Source organism: Cupriavidus sp. FW305-46 (assembly GCF_058787075.1).
Genome location: NZ_JBYSZI010000008.1, coordinates 15,752 through 39,786, shown reverse-complemented (window position 1 = coordinate 39,786; position 24,035 = coordinate 15,752). Strand labels below are relative to the sequence as shown.

Genomic DNA, 24,035 nt, shown 5'->3' with positions numbered 1-24,035 from the left:
AGTGACCATTTTATAATATAGTCACACATTCCTGTTCGCCCTGGCTTCCGTGAACCCCATGCTTACCCATCGCTTTCTTGCCCTGCTGTTGAGTGTCGGCGTATTGACGGGTTGCGCCGTCGGCCCCGACTACAGACAACCGGGCGCCCCGCTCCCCGACCGCTACCTGGGCCAGTCCGGCGTTGAACAAAGGCATGCGTCATCCGCTGCCGAGCTCGTCACGTGGTGGGAAGGATTTGGCGATCCGCTGCTGACCCGGCTGGTGTCATTGGCATTGGATCAGAACCTGGACCTGGCGCAAGCGTCGGCGCGCGTCACCCAGGCACGCGCGGGGCTCGGCGTGGCCAATGCGGCCTTGCTTCCTTCGGGCAGCGCCAGTGCGCAGGCGGCCAGAAACTATCAGTCGATCGAGACGCCCCTCGGGAAGCTGCTCGATGCAACGCCCGGCTTTGACAGATATGGCAACAGCTACGAGGCAAATCTCGGCGCAGCCTGGGAACTGGACGTATTCGGTGGACTGCGCCGTGGGCGGGAAGCCGCCCTGGCGGAGTACCAGGCATCGACTGCGGGCGCGACCGCGACGCGTCTCGCTGTGGCCGCCCAAACTGCGGATCTCTATATCACCGTGCGCGGACTGCAGTCCCGCATTGCCATCGCCAGGCAGCAAGTGGAGACCCAGCAGAAGCTGCTTTCGACGGTGAGCCTGCTTTACAGCAAAGGGCTTGCAGCCGAACTGGAGGTACGACAGGCCGAAGGCGCGCTCGCTCAGGTCCGCGCGACCGTCCCGGTGCTGGAGACAGGCCTCGATGCAGCGTTGAATGCGCTGGACGTAATGCTTGGTGTTCCGCCCGGCACGTATCGCGCCGAACTGGCCGGCCCTGAAGCGATTCCCGCCGCACCGCAGCTCGCCGGAACGGGCTCGCCGGCGGATCTGCTGCGACGCAGGCCCGATCTCATCGTCGCGGAGCGCCGGCTGGCGGCGGCGAACGCACGAATCGGTGTAGCCATTGCGGAGTACTACCCAAAATTCTCGCTCAGTGCCCTGTTGGGCAGCGCCACAACCGTAGCCAGCGGGAACCTCTTTTCCGCGGGCGCAAGCCAGGCAGCAGGCGTGCTGGGCCTGCGCTGGCGTCTGTTTGATTTCGGCCGCATCAATGCACAGATCGAACTGGCCCGAGGGCAGGAGGCAGAAGCGCTGGCGGCATACCGTCAGGCTGTGCTGCGCGCGACCGAGGATGTCGAAAATGCCTTCTCCGCGCTGATCAAGCGTGAAGATCAGGCAGGCACGCTGGCACAAGGCGAGACCTCGCTGACCCAGGCGCGCAATGCCTCATTTGCCGCCTACCAGAAAGGCGTGGTCCGCTTGATTGAGGTCTTGCATGCTGACGAGAGTCTTCTGCGGACGTCCGACGCCAGAGCGCAGGCACAGACAGAATCAGCGCGGGCCGCCGTGGCGGCGTTCAAGGCGCTCGGCGGGGGGTGGGAACCGGCAGCTGCCTTATAGGGCAATACCGCTCTAGTTGCCGGCTTTCTGGTAGTCGCGCACTGGCGTCAGAAACTCCAGCGTGCGTGGTGCTTTCAGCAAATTGGCCAGCACCGCCTCATATTCGCGCCGGTAGGACGCTTTCAGGTGGTGGTCCCTGAAATGCTGCGCGCTGCAGGCCCAGTTCTCATAGAGAACAAGCGTGTCAGGATCTTCGAGCGAGCGGTGCAGATACGTGTTGATAAAGTCCGGCTCCTTCGACATCTGGTTGAGGACATCAAGGAGTTTTGACTCGAGCTCGGCGCGCCGCTCGGGCTTGCCCGGCAGATGGACGATAAAGGCAATGGATTGGTTCATGGTACTGCTCCAGGCAGGATGGGCCACCTCATGCGCGGACCGCGCTCACGCCGCGGCCCGCAAAGGCATTGACTTACAGTTGGCTCATGCCACCGTCGGCGATGATTTCGGTACCAACGATGAAGGCCGATTCCGGCGCCGACAGATGCAGCACCGTCGACGCAATCTCGGCCGGCTGGCCGAAGCGGCCCAGCGGGATCTGGCTCTGGATCTGCGCGGCGGTGGCCGACAGGGTGTCGGCTTCCAGGCCCAGCTTGCCATACAGCGGCGTCGTCACCGGCCCGGGGCTGACCACATTTACCCGGATGCCCGAGCTGACCAGCTCACCCGACAGGGTCCTGGCCAGCGAGATCAGTGCTGCCTTGCTGGCGGCATACACGGAAGACATCGGCATGCCGATGCGCGCATTGATCGAGCCGTTCAGCACGATCGACGTGCCCGGGTTCAGCAGCGGCAGCAGCGCCTGGATCTGGAAGTACGCGCCCTTCACGTTGGCGTTGAAGGTGGCGTCCCACAGTGCCTCGTCCACATCGGCAACGGCGGCAAACCTGGCAATGCCGGCGTTGATGAAGACGGCGTCCAGGCGGATGCCGGCGTCGGTCAGCTGGCGAGCCAGGTCACGCGCGGCCTGCACGGTGCCGGTTTCGTTGCGGATGGCGATGGCCTCGTTGCCGAGCGTGGCGCGGGCGACTTCCAGTGCCGCTGCGTCGCGGCCGGTGATGACCACGCGGGCCCCTTCCTGGGCGAATGCCTGGGCAGCCGCCAGGCCGATTCCGCTGTTGCCGCCAGTGACCAGAACGGTCTTGCCTTCGAAGCGATTCATGATGTCCTCCGGTTGGGAAAGTTGAACTTGAACAATCGCGTGACTGCAGTATGGGCGCTGGCCTCCGGTTTGCCATACGATCGATCCGACGAACACGTTCGAAGGAGTCGCACATGTTGTCGGAAGACGAACTGGCCCTGCTGGAGGCCATCCGCGAGGCCGGCAGCCTGTCGCGCGCGGCGGCCAGGCTGGGCAAGGCGCCGTCCACGGTGTCGCACGCCGCGCGGCAGCTGGAGCAGCGCTTCGACGCACTCCTGTTCGACCGCCGCCGCTACCGCCTGCAGCTGACGCGTGCCGGCGAATTGCTCACAGAAGAAGCCGCCCGGCTCGCGCAGGATGTCGCGCGCGTCACACAACGCGTGCGGCAGGTCGCCAACGGCTGGGAAGACCGGTTGTGGATCGTGACCGACGAGCTGATGGAATTCGAGACCCTGATGCCCGTCATGCATGCGTTCGACGCGCAGGAATCCGGCGTGGCGCTGCGCGTCACGCACGAAGTGCTGGCCGGCACCTGGGAAGCGCTGCGGGACGGCCGCGCCGACCTGGTCATCGGTGCCACCAACGAGCCGCCCGCCATCCCTAACCTGGGGTGGTTCGAGCTGGGCGTGATCGAATGGGTGTTTGCGGTTTCGCCCCGGCATCCGCTGGCGGCCGCCCGCCAACCATTGACGCGTGAGGAGATCGCCCGCCATCGTGCCGTGGTGGTGGCAGATTCATCACGCCTCACGGGCGGCCGTGCTTACGGCATGGTGGGCGGACAGCGCCTGCTGGCCGTGCCGAGCATGCGAGCCAAGACCCTGGCGCAGCGCGATGGCCTGGGGATCGGCTGGCTGCCCAGGCACCGGGTCGGCTCGCTGCTGCAGCGCGGCGAACTGATAGAGAAGCGCACCGCCGACCCGCGCGAGCCCAACCTGCTCTACGTGGGCTGGCGCGGCGATCACGAAGGCCGCGCGCTGCAATGGTGGCTGGAGCAGTTGCGACGGCCCCGGCTGGCCAGGCTGCTGGTGCGGGGCGTCGACGCCTACGCGTAGCTGGCAGGGCAGCGTCCTACCATCTAAAGTAGCTTGTGGCTTTGCGGTACCAGGCAAGGAGAATCGTGATGGCCCAAGGATTCGACGCGATCATCATCGGCACCGGGCAAGCCGGCCCCGCACTCGCTGCGCGGCTGGCCGGCGCGGGTATGAAAACGGCCGTCATCGAGCGCGCGCGTTTTGGCGGCACCTGCGTGAACACCGGCTGCATTCCCACCAAAACCCTCATCGCAAGCGCGTACGCGGCGCAACTGGCGCGGCGGGCTGCCGAGTACGGCGTGACCATCGGCGGGCCGGTCGCGGTCGACATGAAGCAGGTGAAGGCACGCAAGGACGAGATCTCCGGCCGTTCCAGCAACGGTGTGGAACAGTGGATGCGCGGGCTGGAGAATGGCACGGTCTATCAGGGGCACGCTCGCTTCGAAAGCGCGCGCAGTGTGCGGGTCAACGGCGAACTGCTGGAAGCCGACCGGATTTTCGTGAACGTCGGCGGCCGGGCCCTGGTTCCGCCCATGCACGGGCTGGACCAGGTACCGTACCTGACCAACTCGAGCATGATGGAGGTGGATTTCCTGCCGGAGCACCTGATCATCGTCGGCGGCAGCTACATTGGCCTCGAGTTTGGCCAGATGTACCGCCGTTTTGGGGCCAGGGTGACCGTTGTCGAAAAAGGCCCGCGCCTGATCCAGCGCGAAGACGAGGATGTGTCGCAGGCAGTGCGGGAGATCCTGGAACGCGAGGGGATCGAAATCCGGCTCAATGCCAATTGCCTGAGCGCGCGCAGGGAAGGCGATCACATTGCGGTCGGGCTGGATTGTTCGGACGGGGCGCGCGACGTCCACGGCTCGCACCTGCTGCTGGCGGTGGGGCGCGTGCCCAACACCGAGGACCTGGGGCTGGACCAGGCCGGGGTCGAGACCGACGCTCGCGGCTATATCCAGGTAGACGAACAGCTGCGCACCAACGTCCCTGGCATCTGGGCGCTTGGCGATTGCAATGGCCGCGGTGCCTTCACGCATACGTCATACAACGACTATGAGATCGTCGCTGCCAACCTCCTCGACAACGATCCCCGCAAGCTGACGGACCGCATCGCGGCCTATGCCATGTTCATCGACCCTCCGCTCGGCCGCGCCGGCATGACGGAAGCAGAAGCCCGGCAATCCGGACGCAGGCTGCTGGTCGGCTCTCGCCCCATGAGCCGCGTCGGGCGAGCCGTGGAGAAGGGCGAGAGCCAGGGCTTCATGAAGGTCGTGGTCGACGCCGATACCCGCATGATCCTGGGCGCCGCGATCCTCGGCTTGACCGGCGATGAGGTGATTCACTCACTGCTCGACATCATGTATGCCAAGGCTCCCTATACCACCATCAGCCGCGCGATGCACATCCATCCGACGGTGTCGGAGCTGGTGCCGACGCTGCTGCAGGAGCTGCGGCCACTGGCCTAGGTGCCGCCTCCTTCAGAGCAGTTTGCATGCCTCATCGAATTCCAGGCGGGGGCTGCGTGGGAACAGCTTGGCAGGGTCGCCATAGCCAAGATTGCACAGGAAGTTCGATTTCACGTGGCTGTCCGGGAAATATTCGAGCTGGAAGGCATTGTCCTTAGGGTCCGCGGGAAAGAATTCGTGATCGACCTTGGCATTGTCGAAGCCGGACATCGGCCCGCAGTCGAGCCCCAGCGAGCGGGCGGCGATGATGAAGTACGCGCCCTGCAGGGAACTGTTTCGCCTCGCGGTAGTCAGCGCGAGCTCGGGGGTTTCGGCGAACCACGAGCGTGCGTCCGCATGCGGAAACAGCTTGGGCAGAAGTTCGTAGAACTTGATGTCATAGGCGATGATGGCTGTGACCGGCGCGGCCATGGTTTTCTCTACATTGCCCGGCGCCAGCGCGGGCAACAGGCGCTGCTTGGCCTCAGGGGTACGCAGGAACAGAATGCGCGCGGGAGAGCAGTTGGCGCTGGTCGGCGCCCATTTCATCAAGTCATAGAGCTGCCGCAGGGTTTCGTCGCTCACGGGCTGGTTCAGCCATGCGCTGTGCGTGCGAGCATCGCGAAAGAGCAGATCCATGCCTTCTTCACTCAAGCGCTTGTTCATGGTTATCTCCTGGAAACGGGACCACGCGGCTGCCCGGCCAGGGCGCCGCTTCTGTCTAGCATAGGCAGCGCCGCTCGCCGCCGCGCCGCAGGCTTTCGCATGGATCCGCAGAGATTGTCCGCGCCATCGGCATGTGCCAGCGCGGGCAGGGGCTCAGGTATCCGCAAAGCCGCTTTGGCACGCCGGGCGAAACGCGCAGTGATCCGGTCGAAGTGACGATTGCCGGCCCTGGTGCTCGCGGTGATACTGGCAAACACCTGGCGCACCTGTGCCACGAAAAATGGGGGAGCAATGGCGAGAAGGCAAAAGCTTGTGCAAACACATACGCCGCGCGCGAGTTCCCCCTGCACCAGCTACCCATCAGGGTGGTGCGCGGCCGTCGCGCGCCTGTCATTGTGAAACCACTCGTCTGCGCTTGCCTGCCTGGCTTCCTCAAGCTGGCCGGGCGCGCGACGCATCGGTTCATGTAGCAAATGGCAGGAGTCATCACCATGGAAACCTCAACCCCCAGCGGAAATCCCTTGCAGGATCTTTCCGCCAACCTGGCAGCCATCGCCGAGCGCGTCGGCCAGAGTGTCGTGGCGGTGCACGGGCGGCATCGCTTTCCCTCCAGTGGAGTCATCTGGCAACCCGGCGTGGTGGTCACGGCCGCGCATACGCTCAGGCAGGAAGACGGCATTGAAGTCACCCTGGCCGATGGCCGTAGCGTGGCGGCCGTCCTGGCGGGACGGGACCCTGGCACCGACCTGGCCGTACTGAGGCTCGATGGCGTGGAGTTGAACCCGGTCGAGAGCGGTGATGCGCGCGCCCTCAAAGCGGGCCATCTGGTGCTCGCGGTGGCGCGAGTGGACCGGCTCGGCACCAGCGCGGATTTCGGCGTTGTCGGCACTGCCGGCGGTCCATGGCGTACCTGGCGAGGCGGGCAGTTCGACGCCTTCGTGCGGCTTGACGGCGGCCTGCGCCCCGGTTTCTCCGGAGCGGCCCTGGCGGATATGCAGGGGCGGGTCATGGGCCTGTGCACATCGGCGCTCGCGCCTGGCGCCGGCATCCTGATTCCGGCTGCGACCGTGGCGCGCGTGAGCGGCGAACTGCTAAGCAAAGGACGTGTCTCGCACGGCTACCTTGGCGTGGGCACGCAGCCGGTGAACCTGTCGGAGTCTTGGGTGACGAAGCTGAATCTGGCATCCGGGCGCGGGTTGCTGGTGGTATCGCTTGCGGCGGGCGGGCCCGCGGAGCAAGCCGGGGTGCTGATCGGAGATGTGCTGGTCGAACTGGATGGCAAGCCATGCCAAGACATGGACGACGTCCATGCCGCGCTGGGCGGCGACCGCATCGGGCAGTTGCTGAAGATCGGGCTGATCCGGGGTGGCGAGCGCAAGGAGTGCTCGGTCACGGTGGGCGAACGCCAGTCACGGAATTCGTGCAGCTGAGATTCATGCAAGCCGTCGCATGCCGGATGCCAGGATGACCGCGGCTCTGACCGAAACGCTCACCCCACGCGAGCTTGAAGTGCTGGCCATGCTCGCCGAAGGGCTTGGCAACAAGGAAATCGCGCGCCAACTCGACATATCGGACAACACGGTGAAGTTCCACCTGTCCGCCATTTTCGGCAAGCTCGGCGCAAGCAGCCGCACCGAGGCTGTATTGCAGGGTATGCGGCACGGTCTCATCCTGGTGTAGGAGGCTCAGCCCGGAGTCACATCACCAGCGCGCATCAGAGGAACGGCGCAATGTTCGCCATCGCGCGCGACACGTAGGCCTCCTTCTCGCCCACTGGCGCCACATAGTCAATCGCGCTGCGTGCAGCCTCGACGCCTTCCAGGCGGGCGATGAACCAGGCGGCCAGGTACTGCGACGCCAGGCATCCGCCGGCGGTTGCAACGTTTCCCTTGGCGACAAACGGCTGATCGAGCACAGCCACGCCGGCCTCCACTACCCATGGCTTGGAGATCAGGTCCGTACAGGCCGGAACGTCGTTCACCAGGCCCAATTTGGCGAGGATGAGCGTGCCCGAGCATTGCGCGCCCAACAACTGGCGCGTCGGGTCGAAGCGCAGTTGCGACATCAGCGCGGCATCGGCAACGACGTCCCGGGTTCGTATCCCGCTACCCACCAGCACAGCGTCCGCGTTGCATGCGTCCTCCAGCGATGCTTGCGACTCAATCACCACACCGTTCAGCGAACGCACCTTGGCCGCCGGGCTGGCGATCGAAACCCGCCAGCCGGGCCGCTTGACCCGGTTGAGGATGGCGAGCGCGATCAGCGAGTCGATTTCGTTGAAACCTTCGAAGGTCAGGATGGCAATATGCATGGGGCCTCGTGGGAGTGGAGACGTTGGGTTGCGCCATCGTAGAGCCGGCAGTCAGTACATTCAAATAATTGTTATAGATACGCTCAGGCTGCGTCCTGCGGGTCCGCAAACGCCGCCATGCGCAGGACCGCTTCCCTGAGCTCCGACCTGAGTTGCGCCACCAGCTCCGCGGCCGGCAGGGACCTGGCCAAGGGCGCTGCCTGCCCGGCCCACTGCGCTGCATACTCAGCGCTTCCCGCGGCCTTGGCTGCGGCGTGAAGCGCCTTTCCCGCGTCATAGGCGATCGGGTAGTCCGGCACCGGCGGTGCGTCGGCGGCGATGCCGAGTGCCGTGAGCCGGTTGGTGAAGCCCCTGGCCGCGCGGCCCGATATGGCGCGGGTGAGCGTGGTCGCGCGCGGCTGGGGCGCGGTCAGCGCCGCGCGATAGGCGGCATCGGCAGATGACTCCGGGCAGGCGACGAATGCGGTGCCAAGCTGGGCGGCTTCCGCCCCGAGAGCCAGCACCGCGGCAATGCCTGCCCCGTCCATGATGCCGCCCGAGGCAATCACCGGAAGTTTCGTGCCCAGCACCAGGAGACGCACCAGAGCCAGCGTGCCGAGGCCTTCGTCGTAGCCATCGGTGTCGAAGGCGCCGCGGTGTCCGCCGGCTTCGATGCCTTGCGCGACGATGGCGTCCACGCCGGCGGCCTCTATCTGGCGCGCTTCATGCAGCGACGTTGCACTGGCCAGCAGCACGATCCCAGCCGCGCGCAGCGCGTCAATTTTCTGCTGGGCGGGAAGGCCGAAATGGAAGCTCACGACCGCTGGCTTTTCTTCCAGCAGCATCTGGAACATGGCGTCGTCGGCCACGAAACTCTTGTAGATCTCGCGCAGGCTCGCCGGTGTGGTCCCGCCGTGCTCGGCAAACTGGGCGGCAAGGTAGCTGAGCCAGGCCTGCTCGCGCACCTCATCGGCCTTGGCCGGGGCGTGGCAGAACAGGTTGACGTTGAATGGCTTGCCGGTCAGCGCTCGGGTCTCGCGAATGGTCTTGCGCGCGGCTTGCGCGTCCATTGCCCCGACACCAAGCGAGCCCAGCCCGCCGGCCTCCGACACGGCGGCAGCCATGGCCGCTGTGCTGACACCGGCCATGGGCGCCTGGATGATGGGCGTGGAAATGCCCAGGATTGAAAGAAGGTTGCGGCGGTGGCTGGAGGGCGTGGAAGTGTCCATGAAGGTCTCTTTCTCTTTGAAGTGCAGGATTCCGCTCGGGAGCTCATCGAAGGCGAGGCTGTACCGGAGGGTATCGAGCATGCCATGAAATCCGGCGGCGTGAGATGTTGCTGCGGCTTCGCAATGGATTGTTCATCGCGCGGCGCATCCGGTCCTGTCGGTGCGGGGCAAGGTGGCTTACCGCACGCGCCCCGCATTGCAGGCTTGGGATACCCGGCAACTATCGACTAGCTTGGAAGCCTTGGGGCCGCTTCGATGGGGCATTTGATGAAGACGATCACAGGGCGCCTGGTCACGATTGTTTCCGTGGACATAGCAGCGGGCCTCCTTGCCGCAAGCGGCGCGTGGGCCTCTGACGTCGTCTGCAAATCCACTGCGCGCGAACCCCCCGTACGCTGCAACAACCCGGATGGCTCCGGGGTGAGATGCAACCTTGCGACGGGCGAGGTCGGCCAGAAGGCGCGCCCGCGGCATCTGATCTGCGATTCCTCCAGGCTGTCAGAGCGCTACGAGCGCATCTACGCCGAGCAGCAGAGGATGCTGCGCAAGGGCAGGATCCTGGACTCGGACATCGCGGCGTGGCGCGGCCGGCGCGATGCCTGCGACTCGGTACGCTGCCTGGAAAGCCTGTTCGGCAGATTCTGGCGGGAGCGGGATTCGATGCGAATCACGCCAGGCCGCTCCGACGCCGCGAATCCGGCGGCAACTGCCAGATCGACCCCGGCCAGCCAGGAGGCGGCACCGCCGCCCGAGGCGGCTTCCGCACAGGCCCCACAGACCTCAACGCAGATTCCTGCGCCGACGCAGCGCGTGCAAGAAGAGCCGCCGCCGGCGGAGCCGCCTGCCATGTCGCCCGCACCGGAACCCGTCGAACCAGCACGGCCGACGGCTCCCGCTGTCGCAGCGCTGCCGGTCTGGCACGCCACAGCGCCTCCGGTTGCCGAGAACGAGAACAGCCGCGCGGACAAGTCCCATCCGGCAGCCCTTGCCGTGGAGAGCCTGCTTTCAGGGCTGGTCGTGATGGGTGCGGGTTTACTGTGGACGCGCCGTGCTGCGAGCGCGCAGGATCGGACGCGTTTCGCCATCCCGGCGGCGGCGGTGGTCGTCTATGGCTTGCTGCTTGTGAATGCGCTGCTGCTGCCGTTTACGCTCGCCGTGAAGTGAGGGCACTGGCGCCTTACCGACGCCAATGCATGGCGCCGCATCTTGAGCAGGCGGTGGCCATCGCGGCTCGGCGTGCAGCAGCTATGCATGGATGCGCCGCACCGGCGTTCAACGCCCCTTGAAAATCGGGTGCCGGGCGCAAACCGACAGCACGATGCGCTCGGACTGCACCAGGTAGTCGTTGAGGGCCGCGGCACACTCTGCGAGCTTGCCCGCCTCGAACAACTGCAGGATGTGCTGGTTCATCTCGACATATGGGCCATGCAGGAATTCCGCATCCTGCAGCATGCCGAAAGCCAGGCGCAGCTCGGCCAGCAGGTGGGAGAACATCACGTTCAGCCGCTCGCTGTCGGCCAGTTCCACGATGGCCATATGGAACTCCATATTGGCGGTGCCCGCGCCCTGCCAGTCGCCGCTGTCGCGGCAGCGCAGTCCCATTTCCACCGCTTCGCGCAGGTGCTTCCTGGCCGGATGGCTGGGATAGGCCTGGGCGATGGCCTGGCACTCGATCATGCGGCGCACGCGGTAGATGTCGATGATGGCCGCGATGCTGGGAATTGCCACGGATACGCCGCGGTTGGGTTCGTGCTTGAGCAGGCCTTCCTTGGTCAGCACGCGAAAGGTCTCGCGCAAGGTGTTGCGCGAGATCTGCAGGCTCTCGCTAAGCGCGGCTTCCGACAAGCGCTGCCCGGGCGCGAATTCGCCATGCACGATGCGCTGGCGAATCTGCTCCGTGACCCGCTCGGCCAGGTTTCTTACGTCAGTACTGGATGTCATGTTGGCTTACGTCGGGGGCGACAGGTTCCGGCATGCCCCCGTGCGGCGATGTTATCTCACTTTGTTGAACAATAGGCACAAGATTGGTGCGAACGATGCCCTACAGGCGTGACTTAGGTGTATACGAGGATCGAATAGCAGCCAATATTGTTCAACAATAAGGCACGGTGGTTGAGTCATACGTGCATATAAATGAACATGGTATGTGTTTTGCTAGACAGCGGCTGGGGTGCGGGGCCGCTGTTTAGCAGTCTTGCTCGCTACCGGAACTTCGTCGTGAAGACAGCACGACGAGCCTTGTCCACGCTTTGTCCTTATCCATAGTGAGCGCAACCATGTGGCTTAAAGAAACCAACCAGGCTGAGCGCAAGACGCTCTTTGCCGCCTTCGTCGGCTACGGGGTCGATGCCTTCGACTACATGATCTACACCTTCATGATCCCCACCTTCATCCTGGTGTGGGGCATGACCAAGGCCGAGGCTGGCTACATCGCGACGGGCGCGCTCATCAGCTCGGCCATCGGCGGCTGGCTGGCCGGCATCCTGGCCGACAAATATGGCCGCGTGCGGATCCTGCAGCTGACCGTGCTCTGGTTCAGTTTCTTTACGTTCCTGAGCGGCTTCACCCAGTCCCCCGAGCAACTGTTCCTGACCCGCATGCTGCAAGGCCTGGGCTTCGGCGGCGAATGGTCGGTCGGTTCCTTGCTGATCGCCGAGATGATCCGGGCCCGCCACCGCGGCAAGGCGGTCGGACTGGTGCAAAGCAGCTGGGCCATCGGCTGGGGCCTGTCGGCGATTGCATTCTGGGCGGTCTATGCCGTGTTCGAGCAGCAATACGCATGGCGCGTGCTGTTCTGGGCCGGCGTGCTGCCGGCGATCTTTATCCTGTATATCCGCCGCAATATCTCCGAGCCCGAGGTGTATCAGGAAACCAGGGCCAAGCTGGCCCGCACCGGCCAAAGCAATAGCTTCATGCTGATCTTCAAGCCCGGCGTGCTGCGCGTGACGGTGCTGGCAAGCCTGCTGGCGACCGGCATGCAAGGTGCCTACTATTCGGTGACGACCTGGCTGCCCACCTACCTCAAGATGGAGCGCAATCTCTCCGTGCTCAACACCAGCGGCTACCTGATGGTGCTGATCGCCGGGTCCTTCGCCGGCTACCTGACCAGCGCCTGGCTGTCCGACCGCCTGGGGCGCCGGCGTTGCTTCATGCTGTTTGCGGTGAGCGCGGCCTTCCTCGTGATCTGCTATACGCAGTTGCCGATCACCGACGCTGCGATGCTGGTGCTGGGTTTTCCGCTGGGCTTCTTCCTGTCCGGCATCTTCTCGGGGATGGGGGCCTACCTGACCGAGCTGTACCCGAGCCATATCCGCGGCTCCGGCCAGGGTTTCTGCTACAACTTTGGCCGTGCGGTCGGTTCCGTATTCCCGGCCATGATCGGGCATATGAGCGCATCAATGTCGCTGGGTGTTGCCATCGGCTATCTCGCCGCCGGCGCCTATGGGCTGGTCGTCATCGCCTGCCTGCTGTTGCCGGAAACGCAAGGGCGCGAACTGCTCGCCGAAGCCGGGGCCGAGGCTGCGCATTGATCAGATCCAAGACACTGGAGCAACCCTCATGCAAGATTCCGCACTGGAACGCACCCGCATCGCCGCCGTGAACGCCGCGCGCGCAGCGCGCGCAAGCTACCGTGCCGGCACCGTACAGCCTACCGCCGGCATTGCACCGGGGATGACGCAAGCCAACATGATCGCGTTGCCGCGCGACTGGGCCTGGGACTTCCTGCTGTACGCACAACGCAACCCCAAGGCCTGTCCCGTGCTCGACGTGATCGAAGCGGGTGCACAGCAGACCGTGCTGGCGCAAGGGGCCGATATCCGCACCGACATCCCGCTGTATCGCGTGTGGCGCGACGGCAAGCTGGTGGAGGAGGTGGCGGATGCCACGCCCCTGTGGACTGAGCATCCGGATCTGGTCACCTTCCTGATCGGCTGCAGCTTCACCTTCGAGACGCCGCTGCAAGAGGCAGGCATCGAGGTGCGGCATATCGCCGACGGTTCCAACGTGCCGATGTACCGCACCAACCGCCAGTGTCGCCCGGCTGGCCGCCTGCATGGCGAGATGGTCGTGTCCATGCGGCCCATCCCCGCGCATCGGGTTGCCGATGCGGTCTCCATCAGCGCACGCTTCCCGTCGGTGCACGGCGCGCCCGTCCATGTCGGCGATCCGGCCGCGCTCGGCATTGCCGATCTCGCCAGGCCTGACTTTGGTGACGCCGTGCGTATCGAGCCGGGCGAGATCCCGGTGTTCTGGGCTTGCGGCGTCACGCCCCAGGCGGCCGTGATGGCGTCAGGCGTGCCGTTCGCCGTGACGCATGCGCCAGGCCACATGTTCATTACCGACGTGCCAGACAGCACGTATCACGTCTAGGACCGTTGGGTCATTGCGGAGCTAGTTTTGCGTTTTCTGCCCGTCACTTCGAATGCCCTGCTGGTGGAACTGGCCGATCTGGACCAGACCCTGGCCCTGCTTGCCTCGCTGCAGCGCGATCCGCTGCACGGCGTAGCGGAGCTGGTGCCCGCCGCGCGCACCATCCTCGTCCACTTCCGCCCAGCGGCCACCAGCGCCGCCGCGCTGGTATCGGCCATTGCCGCGCGCGACCTGTCGCAGCGCGTGGAGCGCAGCAACATCCTGGTCGAGATTCCGGTGCGCTATGACGGCGAGGACCTGGCCGAGGTGGCCCAGCTGCTTGGCATCACGCCCGCGGAAGTGGTGCGCCGCCACACCGGCAGCGAATACACCGTTGCCTTTACCGGCTTTGCGCCAGGCTTTGCCTATCTCAGCGGCGGCCATCCCAGCTTCGACGTGCCGCGCCGCAGTACGCCGCGCACGCGTATTCCCGCCGGCGCCGTGGGCCTGGCGGGCACTTTCAGCGGCGTGTACCCGCAGGCCAGCCCGGGCGGCTGGCAGATCATCGGGGTCACCCCCGTGGCCATGTGGGACCTGAATCGCGAACAGCCTGCGCTGCTGCAGCCCGGCTATCGCGTGCGCTTCATCGACATCGCCACGCTCGATGGCGTACTCGATGCGGACAATGCCATCGCCGCCGGCGCCCCGGCGCGCCAGCCGTTGCCGACGGACCAGGCGCCTGCTGCCGCGGCGCTGAAGGTGAAGGCCACCGGGCTGCAGACCGTGTTCCAGGACCTGGGCCGGCACGGCCAGGCGGGGCAGGGCGTCTCGGCCTCGGGTGCGATGGACCAGGCCGCCCTCAAGATGGCCAACCGCCTGGTCGGCAACCGCAGCGACGGCGCGGCACTCGAGACCGTGGGCGGCGGCCTGCAACTGCAGAGCGTGGGCGAAACCGTGCTGGCTGTCGCCGGCGCCGATGCGGCGCTGACGGTGCGCACTGCCGATGGCCGCCGATGGAGCGTCCCGAACCACCAGGCCGTGGCGCTGGCCGATGGCGACACGCTGAGCATTGGCCAGCCTCTTGCCGGCGCCCGCAGCTATGTGGCCGCACGCGGCGGGTTTGCCGTCGCGCCGGTGCTGGGCAGTTGTGCGACTGACACGCTGGCAAAGGTCGGCCCCGCGCCGCTGGCCGTGGGCGATGTGCTGGAGCTGCTGCCGGCACCGGCCGGCGCCGTCGTGGGCACCCCCGGGTTGCCTGCGGCCGACCTGCCCACGGTGGAGCAGGACGTCGTGCTGGACGTGGTGCTCGGTCCCCGCACCGACTGGTTCACTGCCGAGTCCGTGGCGCGCCTTGCCGCGCAGCGCTGGCAGGTCACCCCACAATCCAACCGCGTGGGCCTGCGCCTGGCCGGCGAGGTGCCGCTGGAGCGCGCCATCACCGGCGAGCTGCCCAGCGAGGGCACCGCCCTAGGTGCGTTGCAGGTGCCGCCAAGCGGCCAGCCCGTGCTGTTCCTGGCCGACCACCCGCTGACTGGCGGCTACCCCGTGATCGGGGCCGTGGCGCCTTACCACCTGGACCGCGCCGGACAGGTTCCGGTTGGCGCCTGGCTGCGCTTCAACCCGCTCGGCGCCTTCGAAGAACTTCAACCGTCAGAACTGCAACCGTCGGCGCAGCGACCGTCTGCCGCCTGAGCGCACAAGCCTTAACAGAGATTGCGATGAAGAAAGTCCTGATTGCCAACCGTGGCGAAATTGCCGTCCGCATCATCCGCGCCTGTGCCGACTACGGCGTCGGGTCGGTGGCCGTGTATGCCAATGCCGATATCGACGCGCTGCACGCGCGGCTGGCCGACGAGGCCTACGGCCTGGATGGCGACCGTCCGGCCGACACCTACCTGAACATTCCCAAGTTGCTCGATATCGCCCGACGCAGCGGGGCAGATGCCGTGCATCCAGGCTACGGCTTCCTGTCGGAAAGTGAAGCGTTTGCCAGGGCAGTGATCGATGCCGGCCTGGTCTGGATCGGCCCGTCTCCCGCCACGATTGCGCGGCTGGGCGACAAGGTGGAAGCGCGCAAGATCGCCCTGCAGGTTGGTGCGCCGCTGGTCGCCGGCACGGCAGACCCGGTCGTGGACGCCAGCGAGGTACTTGCCTTTGCCGAGCAGAACGGCCTGCCGATCATCATCAAGGCGGCTTTCGGCGGCGGCGGCCGCGGCATGAAGATCGCATGGCGCATGGATGAGGTGGAAGAGCTGTACGCCTCCGCTGTGCGCGAGGCTGTCACTGCCTTTGGCCGAGGCGAGTGCTTCGTTGAGCAGTTCCTCGACAAGCCCCGCCATATCGAAGCGCAGGTACTGGCCGACCAGCATGGCAATGTCGTGGTGCTGGGCACGCGCGACTGCTCGCTGCAGCGCCGCAACCAGAAGCTGGTCGAAGAAGCCCCGGCGCCGTTCCTGACCGACGCGCAGCGCGCGCGTATCCATGCCGCCGCCCGCGACATCTGCGCGGCGGCCAACTACACCAGTGCCGGCACCGTGGAATTCCTGCTCAGCGCCAGCGGCGCGATCTCCTTCCTGGAGGTCAACACCCGCCTGCAGGTGGAGCACCCCGTGACCGAGCAGACCACCGGCGTGGACCTGGTGGTCGAGCAATTGCGCGTGGCGGATGGCTTGCCGCTCTCCATTACCGAAACCCCGGCGCCGCTGGGCCATTCGATCGAGTTCCGCATCAACGCCGAGGACGTGGGCCGCGGCTTCCTGCCCACGCCCGGGCCGGTGCAGACCTTCGAGGCGCCGTCGGGCCCCGGCGTGCGCGTGGATTCGGGCGTGCAGTCCGGCTCGGTGGTCCCCGGCACATTCGACTCGCTGATGGCCAAGCTCATCGTGACCGGTGCCACGCGCGAACAGGCGCTGGCGCGCGCACGCCGCGCGCTGCGCGAGTTCCGTATCGAGGGGGTGGCGTCGGTGCTGCCGTTCCACCGTGCGGTGATCAACCATGCAGATTTCGTCGGCGCGGATGGCTTCAGGGTCCACACGCGCTGGATCGAGTCCGACTTCGCCGAGCCGCTGGCGGCGGCCACCCGTGCCGAGCCCCGGCACGATGCCAGCCTGCTGCGCACCGCCATCGAGATCGACGGCCGCCGCGTGGTGCTGGGCCTGCCGGCGCAGCTGCTGCGCGGCCTCGCCGATGCGCCCGGGCAAGGCAGCGCCGCGGCGCCGGCCCAGGCCGCCGCTACCGACCCGGCCGACCTGCCATCCCCGATCGCCGGCACCGTGCAGACCTGGAAGGTCGCAGTTGGCGACGAGGTCGAGGAAGGCGATCTGATCGCCGTGATGGAAGCCATGAAGATGGAGATGCAAGTCCATGCCCATCGCGGCGGCCGCGTAACGTGGCAGGCGGCCGCGGGCACTTTCCTGACGGCGGGAACGCGGCTGGTCAATATTGTGTGAATGCACTTAGGGTGCGCCGCTCAGTTCAGCGCAAGCCCCGCGTGCGCCAGCAAGCGGCGAAACACCGCCAGGCGTGTATCGCCGGTCTGCGCCAGCCGGTCACAGACATGGAGGTGTTCAGGCATATCGCTGTGTCCGCGCAGCGCATCCTTGCACTCCCGCTCTGAGATCTCCAGGTGGACGCCGGCGAGCACCGCGCGGCCCTTGCCAACCCGTGAACTGACGATGGCGGGCGGCGTGCCATCGATATCCGCATAGACGGCCAGGACCTGCGTGTCGGGGCCGAGAGCGTCGCCGAAGTCAAAGCGGCAGCCGCCATGGTAGTGGGCGTATAGCGACATCGGGACATCGGTCAGCCTGTCCGTGGTCCGCAGTTTCACCGCGGCCGTGGTACGCGGCGTGCCGTCATACAGCATGCCGTCGGTCAGTTCCGGCAGCGAGCCCACTGCCACCGCGTCGACAAAGCACAGTTCGCGCGGGCCGCAGATTGCGCCCCTGGTGCCGGCGTGAAACGCCAGTTCCCGGCATGCGTAGTAAGCGCCCGCGCAAATCCCGAGGTAGGCGCCGCCCTGCTCGACGAAATGCCGGATGCGCGCGTTCGGGGCCCCGTTCAGCATTGCACAGTAGGGAAGGTCGGCGCCTCCCGGCATGACAAACAGCACCGCCCCATCGAACAGCGTGGCGTCGTGCCGGATGTCGTCTGCCATCACCGCACGGATCTCGTAGGTGCTGGCATGGAGTTGGTGCCCGATGGTCCGCATCAGGCATGCGGTCCAGTCGGAAGCGCCGGCGTCGACATAGGTCAGGATCTTGGGCCTTGGCATACCGGCATCCGTTTTTGAATAACGAACGGGAACTCACGGGACGGCTCAGGTACCGGTCTCGGATAGGAGGTTGGGTGATTCCAGGTGCTCTTGTTGTGCATTGGTAAAGCACATCGTTGCCCTGAATGGATTCAAGCATAACGCGGCCGACCGGCAAGATTTCAGTGGCAACGCCACCAGCCGTTGCTCTCCCACATACGTACTTTCACCTAATGCTGCAGCGCGACAATTCCTCTGCTACAATCGGGGAAAACCCCATGAGGGTAATCCCGAAAGGAAGGACGCCATGAACACCCAATCCGATATCAAGCTGACTGACCAACTCGAACGCGAACTGATCGACCGTGAACTCGGTACGCAAAGCCTGGGCTTCGCCCATGACGTGAAGCGCGCCATCGCCTTCGTCCAGAGCGCGATCGAGCGCCTGCAGACCCAGGCCCGCAAGGCCCACGTGGTCTACGCCAACGGCTAAAGAGTTGTTTGCAGCAGAGTAGTTGCGGCCCGTTGCGGGCTGCGTTGTAGAACCGGCCATACGTGCGCCCGCCCGGGCAGACGCGGCCGGTTTTGTTTTGCCCGCGGTTTTTGCGTGCTTTGTGAATAACTTTCGCAAGGCTTGCCAGACCTTTTCGTTTGGCCGGGGCCTGGCAGGGGGCTATCGTGGATGCCTTCGCAATACGCCTTTTCGACCATGCCCCCGCTTGTGCTGCTGTGCCTGCTGATCACCTATGTGGTCTGGGGCACGACCTACCTGGCGATCCGCTTTACGCTGGAGAGCTTTCCGCCGCTGTTCATGATGGGCACGCGCTTCCTTTGCGCGGGCCTGCTGCTGGCCGCCTGGCTGGCGTGGCGGGGCACGCCGATGCCGTCGTGGCGGCTGTTGCGCAACTGCGCGGTGCCGGCGCTGTTCCTGCTGGTGGGCGGCATGGGCCTGACCGCGATTGCCGAGCAGACGATTTCTTCCGGTGCCACCACGGTGATGATCGGGTCGATGCCGATCTTCGCGCTGGTCTGGAGTGCCTGCTTCGGCAGCCGGCCGAAATGGTATGAGTACGTGGCGATCGCGATCGGCAGCCTGGGCATCCTGGTGCTGACCGCGGGCGCGGAATTCCGCGTCAGTACCGGGGGCGTGGTGGCGCTGATGCTGGCAGTGGCGAGCTGGTCGTTCGGCTCGCAGCTGGCGCGCCGCCTGGAGCTGCCCCAGGGTGCCGCGGCATTTGCCGCGGAGATGCTGATCGGCGGCGCGGTGCTGATGGTGCTGTCGGCGCTGCGGCAGGAGCCGTGGCCGGCATCGGTCAGCGCGCAGGCCGGCTGGGCCTGGGTCTACCTGGTGGTGGCGGGGTCGCTGGTGGCGTTTTCTGCCTATATGTACCTGGTGTCCACGGTCAGCCAGACGCTGTCGGCCAGCTATGTCTATGTGAACCCGCCGGTGGCGCTGGCGATGGGTGCATGGCTGGGCGGCGAGCAGATCGCGCCGCAGACGCTGGGTGCGGTGATGCTGATCCTGGTGGCGCTGGCCGTGCTCAGCCTGGGCACGCTGCGCACGGCGCGGGCCCAGGCGGCCTGATACTGCCGGCTGCTGCCGGGCAGATCAACTGCCCGACTGTTCCTGGATCCAGAGCGACAGCCGCACCTTGTAGGCCTGCTGGATATGCCGGCGTGCGATCTGTTCCGCCAGCGCCGGGTCGCGCTGTTCGAGCGCCTCCACCAGCGCGATATGTTCCTCGTACGAGCTGCGCGCGCGTCCCGGCACTGAGAGCGTAGTGCGCCCCAGCAGCGCCATCGACTCATGCAGCGAGCGCAGGTTCTTCAGCAGGTAGCGGTTATGCGCGCAGCGGTGCAGGGTTTCGTGGAACAGGCGGTTGTTCTGCGCCAGCCGGTCCGGGTCGTCGGCGAACGCCAGGTCGCGCTCGACGATATCGCGCAGCAGCGAGATCTCCACATCGGTGGCGTGGCGCGCGGCCAGCGCGGCGGCGGTGCCTTCCAGCACTTCGCGCATCACGTACAGCTCGCTGACCATGCTGGCGTCGAGCTGGGTGACCATCATGCCGCGGTTGGGCTCGTTGACGACCAGCCCTTCGGACTCCAGCCGCGACAGCGCTTCACGCACCGGCGTGCGCGACAGGCCCAGGGATTCGGCCAGTTCCACCTCGCGCAGCCGCGTCCCGGGGGACAGCTGGCCGGCCTGGATGGCGGCGCGCAGTTGCTGGTAGGCGCGCTCTGAGCGCGGAAGCGATGCGGCCTGGCCACTCTCGGCGGCGCCGGCGAACTCTTGAGAAATCATGTGAGGCTGGCTGATGCGGTTGGACTGTCGTAGCCAGCCATCATACCCGCTCGTGCGCGCCTGACATCACGGCGACGCAATATGGTGTAAAGGGCCCGGCGCGTGGCCGTGCCTTGCGCCTTAGCCCGCCGGCGACTGGAACGGGTGGTATTGGTAGAGCCAGGTCTCGGACAGCGGCTTGCCGTTCATCCTCAGGAACAGGCGGATATCGACCGGCTGGTTGCCGTCGGCGGTCAGGTCGAACTGGGCACGCCAGTGGCCCGGCACACCGTTGGGAACGGCCTCGGTGAAGACGTAGGAGAAGGTGCCGCGCGAGGCGGTCAGCACAGCCTCGGGTTTGACGCCGAAGGGCAGCTTCTCCAGCGGCGCGCCCTTGAACTCGACCATGAACTTGCGTACGCCCTTGGGCCGCGGCTGGCCCGGCTGGCCGCCATTGCCCAGGCGCGTGGCCACGCAGCGCGCCAGCGGCGACGGAAAGGGCTCGTCGGCCTGCCAGTGCAGCCGGTAGCGCAGGCGGTAGGTGCTGCCGGCCTTGGCCGGGGCCTTGGGCACCCACATGGCGACGATGTTGTCGTGGATCTCGTCATCGGTGCGCAGCTCGACCAGTTGCACCGAACCGGCGCCCCAGCCGTCGCGCGGCTCGACCCACAGGCTCGGGCGGCGCTCATAGTTGACGCCGTCCTGGTAGTGGTCGAACAGGCGGTCGCGCTGCAGCAACCCGAAGCCCTTGGGGTTATCGTCGGAAAACGCCGAGGCCGTGGTCTGCGGCGGGTTGTTCAACGGGCGCCAGATATGCTCGCCGGCGCCGTTCCACAGCGCCAGGCCGTCGGAATCATGCACCTCCGGGCGCCAGTCGACGGCGGTGCCCTTGATGCCTTCGGAGAACCAGAACATCGAGGTCAGCGGCGCCAGCCCCAGCCGGCCCACATCCTTGCGCAGGAACAGCGCGCACTCCACATCCATGATCACGGCCTTGCCACGCTGCATGACGAAGCGGTAGGCGCCGGCGATGCTGGGGCCATCCAGCAGGGCGTAGACCGTGACGGTATCGCCATTGCCCTCGGGGGTCTCGAACCAGAAATGGGTGAAGGCCGGGAATTCCTCGGACTTGCCGGCTTCGGCCACGTCGATGGCGATGCCGCGCGCGGACAGCCCGTACTGGTACAGGTCGCCGATGGCGCGGAAATACGACGCGCCGAGGAAGGCAACCCAGTCGTTCTTGCGCCAGTCGCGTGTCTTCTGGTCGCCGAGGCGGCTTTCCTGGAAGCGGAACCCGGCAAAGCCGCTGCCCGGCGGCAGCTTGTGCGCGGGGCTGTCGGCCGGCATGTCGAAGTAGGCGTCGTCGTAGACGATCTCGCGGGTCTTGCCAGGGCCGCCCTTGGCGCGTTCGATCACGTGCATGCGCACCGGCGTGCGGAAGTACGTGCCGAGGTGGAAGAAGGTGGCCGGGAACTGGCCGGGGCCACTGGCAAAGAGCGCGTCGTCGGTGCGGAAGCGGATCTTGCCGTGGGCGTCGTAGTCGATGCGGGACAGCACGTCCGCGGGCGGCGACGCTGGCGGCGCGTAGGGCTTGCCGGCCAGCGCGCGGGCGCGTTCGATCAGGGCGTCGAAACCGAATGGCTGGGCGTCGCCGAGCTTGATCCGGCTGGCTGCCAGCACCGACGGGGTAATGCCCAGTGCGGCGAGCGCGGCGGAGGCAGTGGCTGAGACCAGCAGGGTTCGGCGGTTCATCATGTGGCGAAAGCGTCCTTTTATTGTCCGGGGGTTGTGCAGAACTGTAAGAGACGCCGCCGTCAGCGAAAAGTTCGGACACCCTCTGTTACAGGCGGCCGCCCGCAGCCCGGCTGCAAGCGGCCGCCGCCGCACATCAGGCCTGCCCGCTGGCCCGGCGCCGCTGGCGCCGTTGCCGCGCCAGCATGTTCAGCCCCTCGACCGCGGCCGAGAACGCCATCGCCGTATAGATATAGCCCTTGGGCACATGGGTGCCGAGGCCCTCCGCGATCAGCGTCATGCCGATCATCATCAGGAAGGCCAGCGCCAGCATCACGATGGTCGGGTTGCGGTTGATGAAGTTGGCCAGCGGCGTGGCCGCGAACAGCATCGCCATCACCGCGGCGATCACCGCCACGAACATGATCTGCACATGCTCGGTCATGCCGACCGCGGTGATGATGCTGTCGATCGAGAACACCAGGTCCAGCACCAGGATCTGGCCGATGGCCGCGGCAAAGCTCTGCACCGCCTTGGCCGTGCCGCCTTCCTCGCCTTCTTCGGCGGCGGTGACGTGGTGGTGGATTTCGCGCGTGGCCTTCCAGACCAGGAAGGCGCCGCCCGCGATCAGGATGATGTCGCGCCACGACAGCCCCTGGCCCAGGATGGTGAACACCGGCTCGGTGAGCTTGACGATGAAGGCAATGGTGGCGAGCAGGCCCAGGCGCATCACCAGCGCCAGGCTGATGCCGATCTTGCGCGCCTTCTCGCGCATGGCTTCAGGCAGCTTGTTGGTCAGGATCGAGATGAAGATCAGGTTGTCGATCCCCAGCACGATTTCCATGGCCACCAGCGTGGCCAGTGCCGCCCACGCGGCGGGATCCTGCAGCAATGCCAACGACGCTTCCATGAGAGCTCCGGGTGTCAGGTTCCAGGCTGGCGCCGGACGGTGGTCCGCCCGGGGCACATGCAGGCGTCATGTTAGCGCAGCGCCGCTTGCCCGCGCAGTGTGATCCGGAAAGATAAAGGTTGTTTGACGCGGTTGCCATGTGCCTCGATGGAATATAGTATGTGATATATCAAAAGATCCAAATCGAGCCATCAAGGAGACAGCAATGAAAGTGTGTATCTACGGCGCAGGCGCGATCGGCGGCTATGTCGGGGCGCAGCTTGCACGCGCGGGGGCGGAGGTCAGCTTCGTCGCGCGTGGCCCCCATCTCGCGGCGATGCAGGAACATGGTGTCAGGCTGCTGATCGACGGCGAGGAGCGCGTGGCCAAGGTGCGCTGCACCAGCGATCCGCGCGAGCTCGGACACCAGGACTATGTGTTCATCACCCTCAAGGCGCATTCCGTGCCGGGCGTGGTGGACCAGATGCAGCCGCTGCTGGGGCCGGAAACCGCGGTCGTCACCGGCGTCAACGGCATTCCGTACTGGTACTTCTACAAGCATGGCGGCGAGCTGGCCGGCAGCACGCTGGAAAGCGTCGATCCCGGCGGGCGCCAATGGAAAGGCCTGGGGCCGGAGCGGGCGATCGGCTGCGTGGTCTATCCCGCGGCTGAGATCGTTGCGCCCGGCGTGATCAAGCATGTCTACGGCAAGAAGTTTCCGCTGGGCGAGCCGGATGGCAGCCGCTCGGCGCGCGTGACCCGGCTCAGCGAAATGATGATGGCCGCCGACCTGGACGCCCCGGTGCGCGACAATATCCGCGACGAGATCTGGCTCAAGCTGTGGGGTAACCTGTGCTTCAACCCGATCAGCGCGCTCACGCATGCCACGCTCGACGTCATCACCGCCGACCCGGCCACGCGGGCGCTGTCGCGCCAGATGATGGTTGAGGCGCAAGGCATCGCCGAGCGTTTCGGGGTGAAATTCCGCGTCGACGTGGAGCGGCGCATCGACGGCGCCGGTGCCGTGGGCGCGCACAAGACCTCGATGCTGCAGGACCTGGAGGCCGGGCGGGCCATGGAAATCGACCCGCTGCTGACCGTGGTGCAGGAAATGGGACGTCTGGTTGCGCAGCCCACGCCGATGTGCGATGCCGTGCTGGGTCTGATCAAGCAGCGCGACACGATGGCCAAGCTGGCCGCCTGAGCGCGGCTGGGAACAGGGGATA

23 protein-coding genes are annotated in these 24,035 nt (G+C 66.1%); 13 read left to right on the top strand and 10 right to left on the bottom strand.

Annotated features, from left to right (window positions below):
- Positions 1-58 precede the first annotated feature (58 nt).
- Positions 59-1,504 carry an efflux transporter outer membrane subunit gene (locus AC3WON_RS05780; protein WP_492351348.1) on the top strand — a complete coding sequence of 482 codons (1,446 nt, stop codon included), beginning with the start codon at positions 59-61 and terminating at the stop codon, positions 1,502-1,504.
- A 12-nt stretch (positions 1,505-1,516) separates the two neighbouring features.
- Here AC3WON_RS05780 and AC3WON_RS05775 read toward each other — a convergent pair whose 3' ends face one another.
- Entirely contained in the window at positions 1,517-1,840 is a 324-nt protein-coding gene (locus tag AC3WON_RS05775) for a putative quinol monooxygenase (RefSeq protein ID WP_492351347.1), read from the bottom strand.
- 73 nt (positions 1,841-1,913) lie between these two features.
- Entirely contained in the window at positions 1,914-2,663 is a 750-nt protein-coding gene (locus tag AC3WON_RS05770) for an SDR family oxidoreductase (protein ID WP_492319529.1), read from the bottom strand.
- 113 nt (positions 2,664-2,776) lie between these two features.
- On the opposite strand from AC3WON_RS05770, the gene AC3WON_RS05765 reads away from it, so the two are divergent.
- Together AC3WON_RS05765 and AC3WON_RS05760 are read left to right on the top strand one after the other, a co-directional pair.
- Positions 2,777-3,694, top strand: coding sequence for a LysR family transcriptional regulator (locus tag AC3WON_RS05765; protein WP_492351346.1), 918 nt, complete (start codon positions 2,777-2,779; stop codon positions 3,692-3,694).
- Positions 3,695-3,762: 68 nt separating this feature from the next.
- Positions 3,763-5,142, top strand: coding sequence for an FAD-containing oxidoreductase (locus tag AC3WON_RS05760; RefSeq protein WP_492351345.1), 1,380 nt, complete (start codon positions 3,763-3,765; stop codon positions 5,140-5,142).
- A gap of 12 nt (positions 5,143-5,154) precedes the next feature.
- Here the strand turns inward: AC3WON_RS05760 and AC3WON_RS05755 are convergent, their stop codons facing one another.
- Positions 5,155-5,787 (bottom strand): malonic semialdehyde reductase, encoded by a 633-nt coding sequence (locus tag AC3WON_RS05755; RefSeq protein WP_492319532.1) that lies wholly within the window; start codon positions 5,785-5,787, stop codon positions 5,155-5,157.
- A gap of 491 nt (positions 5,788-6,278) precedes the next feature.
- Between AC3WON_RS05755 and AC3WON_RS05750 the strand changes: the two genes are divergently transcribed.
- Both AC3WON_RS05750 and AC3WON_RS05745 read left to right on the top strand, forming a co-directional pair.
- Complete coding sequence (locus AC3WON_RS05750; protein WP_492351344.1) at positions 6,279-7,217, top strand: S1C family serine protease; 939 nt, start codon at positions 6,279-6,281, stop codon at positions 7,215-7,217.
- Between the two features lie 34 nt (positions 7,218-7,251).
- Complete coding sequence (locus AC3WON_RS05745; RefSeq protein WP_492351343.1) at positions 7,252-7,467, top strand: response regulator transcription factor; 216 nt, start codon at positions 7,252-7,254, stop codon at positions 7,465-7,467.
- Between the two features lie 34 nt (positions 7,468-7,501).
- Here the strand turns inward: AC3WON_RS05745 and AC3WON_RS05740 are convergent, their stop codons facing one another.
- Both AC3WON_RS05740 and AC3WON_RS05735 read right to left on the bottom strand, forming a co-directional pair.
- On the bottom strand, positions 7,502-8,098 hold the full coding sequence (locus AC3WON_RS05740) for a DJ-1/PfpI family protein (RefSeq protein ID WP_492319535.1): 597 nt from the start codon (positions 8,096-8,098) through the stop codon (positions 7,502-7,504).
- 83 nt (positions 8,099-8,181) lie between these two features.
- Positions 8,182-9,306 (bottom strand): NAD(P)H-dependent flavin oxidoreductase, encoded by a 1,125-nt coding sequence (locus tag AC3WON_RS05735; protein ID WP_492319536.1) that lies wholly within the window; start codon positions 9,304-9,306, stop codon positions 8,182-8,184.
- A 267-nt stretch (positions 9,307-9,573) separates the two neighbouring features.
- On the opposite strand from AC3WON_RS05735, the gene AC3WON_RS05730 reads away from it, so the two are divergent.
- Positions 9,574-10,470 (top strand): GntR family transcriptional regulator, encoded by an 897-nt coding sequence (locus AC3WON_RS05730; protein WP_492351342.1) that lies wholly within the window; start codon positions 9,574-9,576, stop codon positions 10,468-10,470.
- Between the two features lie 108 nt (positions 10,471-10,578).
- Here the strand turns inward: AC3WON_RS05730 and AC3WON_RS05725 are convergent, their stop codons facing one another.
- Complete coding sequence (locus AC3WON_RS05725; protein WP_492319538.1) at positions 10,579-11,247, bottom strand: GntR family transcriptional regulator; 669 nt, start codon at positions 11,245-11,247, stop codon at positions 10,579-10,581.
- 335 nt (positions 11,248-11,582) lie between these two features.
- On the opposite strand from AC3WON_RS05725, the gene AC3WON_RS05720 reads away from it, so the two are divergent.
- Genes AC3WON_RS05720 through AC3WON_RS05705 form a run of 4 tightly spaced genes read left to right on the top strand, consistent with a single transcriptional unit; the run spans position 11,583 to position 17,105 of the window.
- Positions 11,583-12,836 (top strand): MFS transporter, encoded by a 1,254-nt coding sequence (locus AC3WON_RS05720; RefSeq protein ID WP_492351341.1) that lies wholly within the window; start codon positions 11,583-11,585, stop codon positions 12,834-12,836.
- Between the two features lie 28 nt (positions 12,837-12,864).
- Positions 12,865-13,677: a putative hydro-lyase gene (locus AC3WON_RS05715; RefSeq protein WP_492319540.1), complete on the top strand. Its 813-nt coding sequence runs from the start codon at positions 12,865-12,867 to the stop codon at positions 13,675-13,677.
- Between the two features lie 27 nt (positions 13,678-13,704).
- Positions 13,705-15,348: a 5-oxoprolinase subunit PxpB gene (gene pxpB / locus AC3WON_RS05710; RefSeq protein ID WP_492351340.1), complete on the top strand. Its 1,644-nt coding sequence runs from the start codon at positions 13,705-13,707 to the stop codon at positions 15,346-15,348.
- A gap of 26 nt (positions 15,349-15,374) precedes the next feature.
- Positions 15,375-17,105 (top strand): acetyl/propionyl/methylcrotonyl-CoA carboxylase subunit alpha, encoded by a 1,731-nt coding sequence (locus AC3WON_RS05705; RefSeq protein ID WP_492351339.1) that lies wholly within the window; start codon positions 15,375-15,377, stop codon positions 17,103-17,105.
- A 20-nt stretch (positions 17,106-17,125) separates the two neighbouring features.
- On the opposite strand, the gene AC3WON_RS05700 is transcribed toward AC3WON_RS05705, so the two are convergent.
- Positions 17,126-17,929 carry a BPL-N domain-containing protein gene (locus AC3WON_RS05700; RefSeq protein ID WP_492351338.1) on the bottom strand — a complete coding sequence of 268 codons (804 nt, stop codon included), beginning with the start codon at positions 17,927-17,929 and terminating at the stop codon, positions 17,126-17,128.
- A 286-nt stretch (positions 17,930-18,215) separates the two neighbouring features.
- On the opposite strand from AC3WON_RS05700, the gene AC3WON_RS05695 reads away from it, so the two are divergent.
- On the top strand, positions 18,216-18,401 hold the full coding sequence (locus tag AC3WON_RS05695) for a hypothetical protein (RefSeq protein WP_010810228.1): 186 nt from the start codon (positions 18,216-18,218) through the stop codon (positions 18,399-18,401).
- A 216-nt stretch (positions 18,402-18,617) separates the two neighbouring features.
- Positions 18,618-19,493 carry an EamA family transporter gene (locus AC3WON_RS05690; protein WP_492351337.1) on the top strand — a complete coding sequence of 292 codons (876 nt, stop codon included), beginning with the start codon at positions 18,618-18,620 and terminating at the stop codon, positions 19,491-19,493.
- A gap of 24 nt (positions 19,494-19,517) precedes the next feature.
- Here the strand turns inward: AC3WON_RS05690 and AC3WON_RS05685 are convergent, their stop codons facing one another.
- From AC3WON_RS05685 to AC3WON_RS05675, 3 genes are all read right to left on the bottom strand, one after another.
- Positions 19,518-20,210, bottom strand: a complete 693-nt coding sequence (locus tag AC3WON_RS05685) for a GntR family transcriptional regulator (RefSeq protein ID WP_492319545.1) — start codon at positions 20,208-20,210, stop codon at positions 19,518-19,520.
- A 120-nt stretch (positions 20,211-20,330) separates the two neighbouring features.
- Positions 20,331-21,944, bottom strand: a complete 1,614-nt coding sequence (locus AC3WON_RS05680; RefSeq protein WP_492319546.1) for an OpgD/OpgG family glucan biosynthesis protein — start codon at positions 21,942-21,944, stop codon at positions 20,331-20,333.
- A 133-nt stretch (positions 21,945-22,077) separates the two neighbouring features.
- Complete coding sequence (locus AC3WON_RS05675) at positions 22,078-22,830, bottom strand: TerC family protein (RefSeq protein ID WP_492351336.1); 753 nt, start codon at positions 22,828-22,830, stop codon at positions 22,078-22,080.
- Between the two features lie 205 nt (positions 22,831-23,035).
- Here AC3WON_RS05675 and AC3WON_RS05670 point away from each other — a divergent pair, with 205 nt between their 5' ends.
- Positions 23,036-24,013: a 2-dehydropantoate 2-reductase gene (locus tag AC3WON_RS05670; RefSeq protein ID WP_035818877.1), complete on the top strand. Its 978-nt coding sequence runs from the start codon at positions 23,036-23,038 to the stop codon at positions 24,011-24,013.
- The last annotated feature ends 22 nt before the right edge of the window (positions 24,014-24,035 follow it).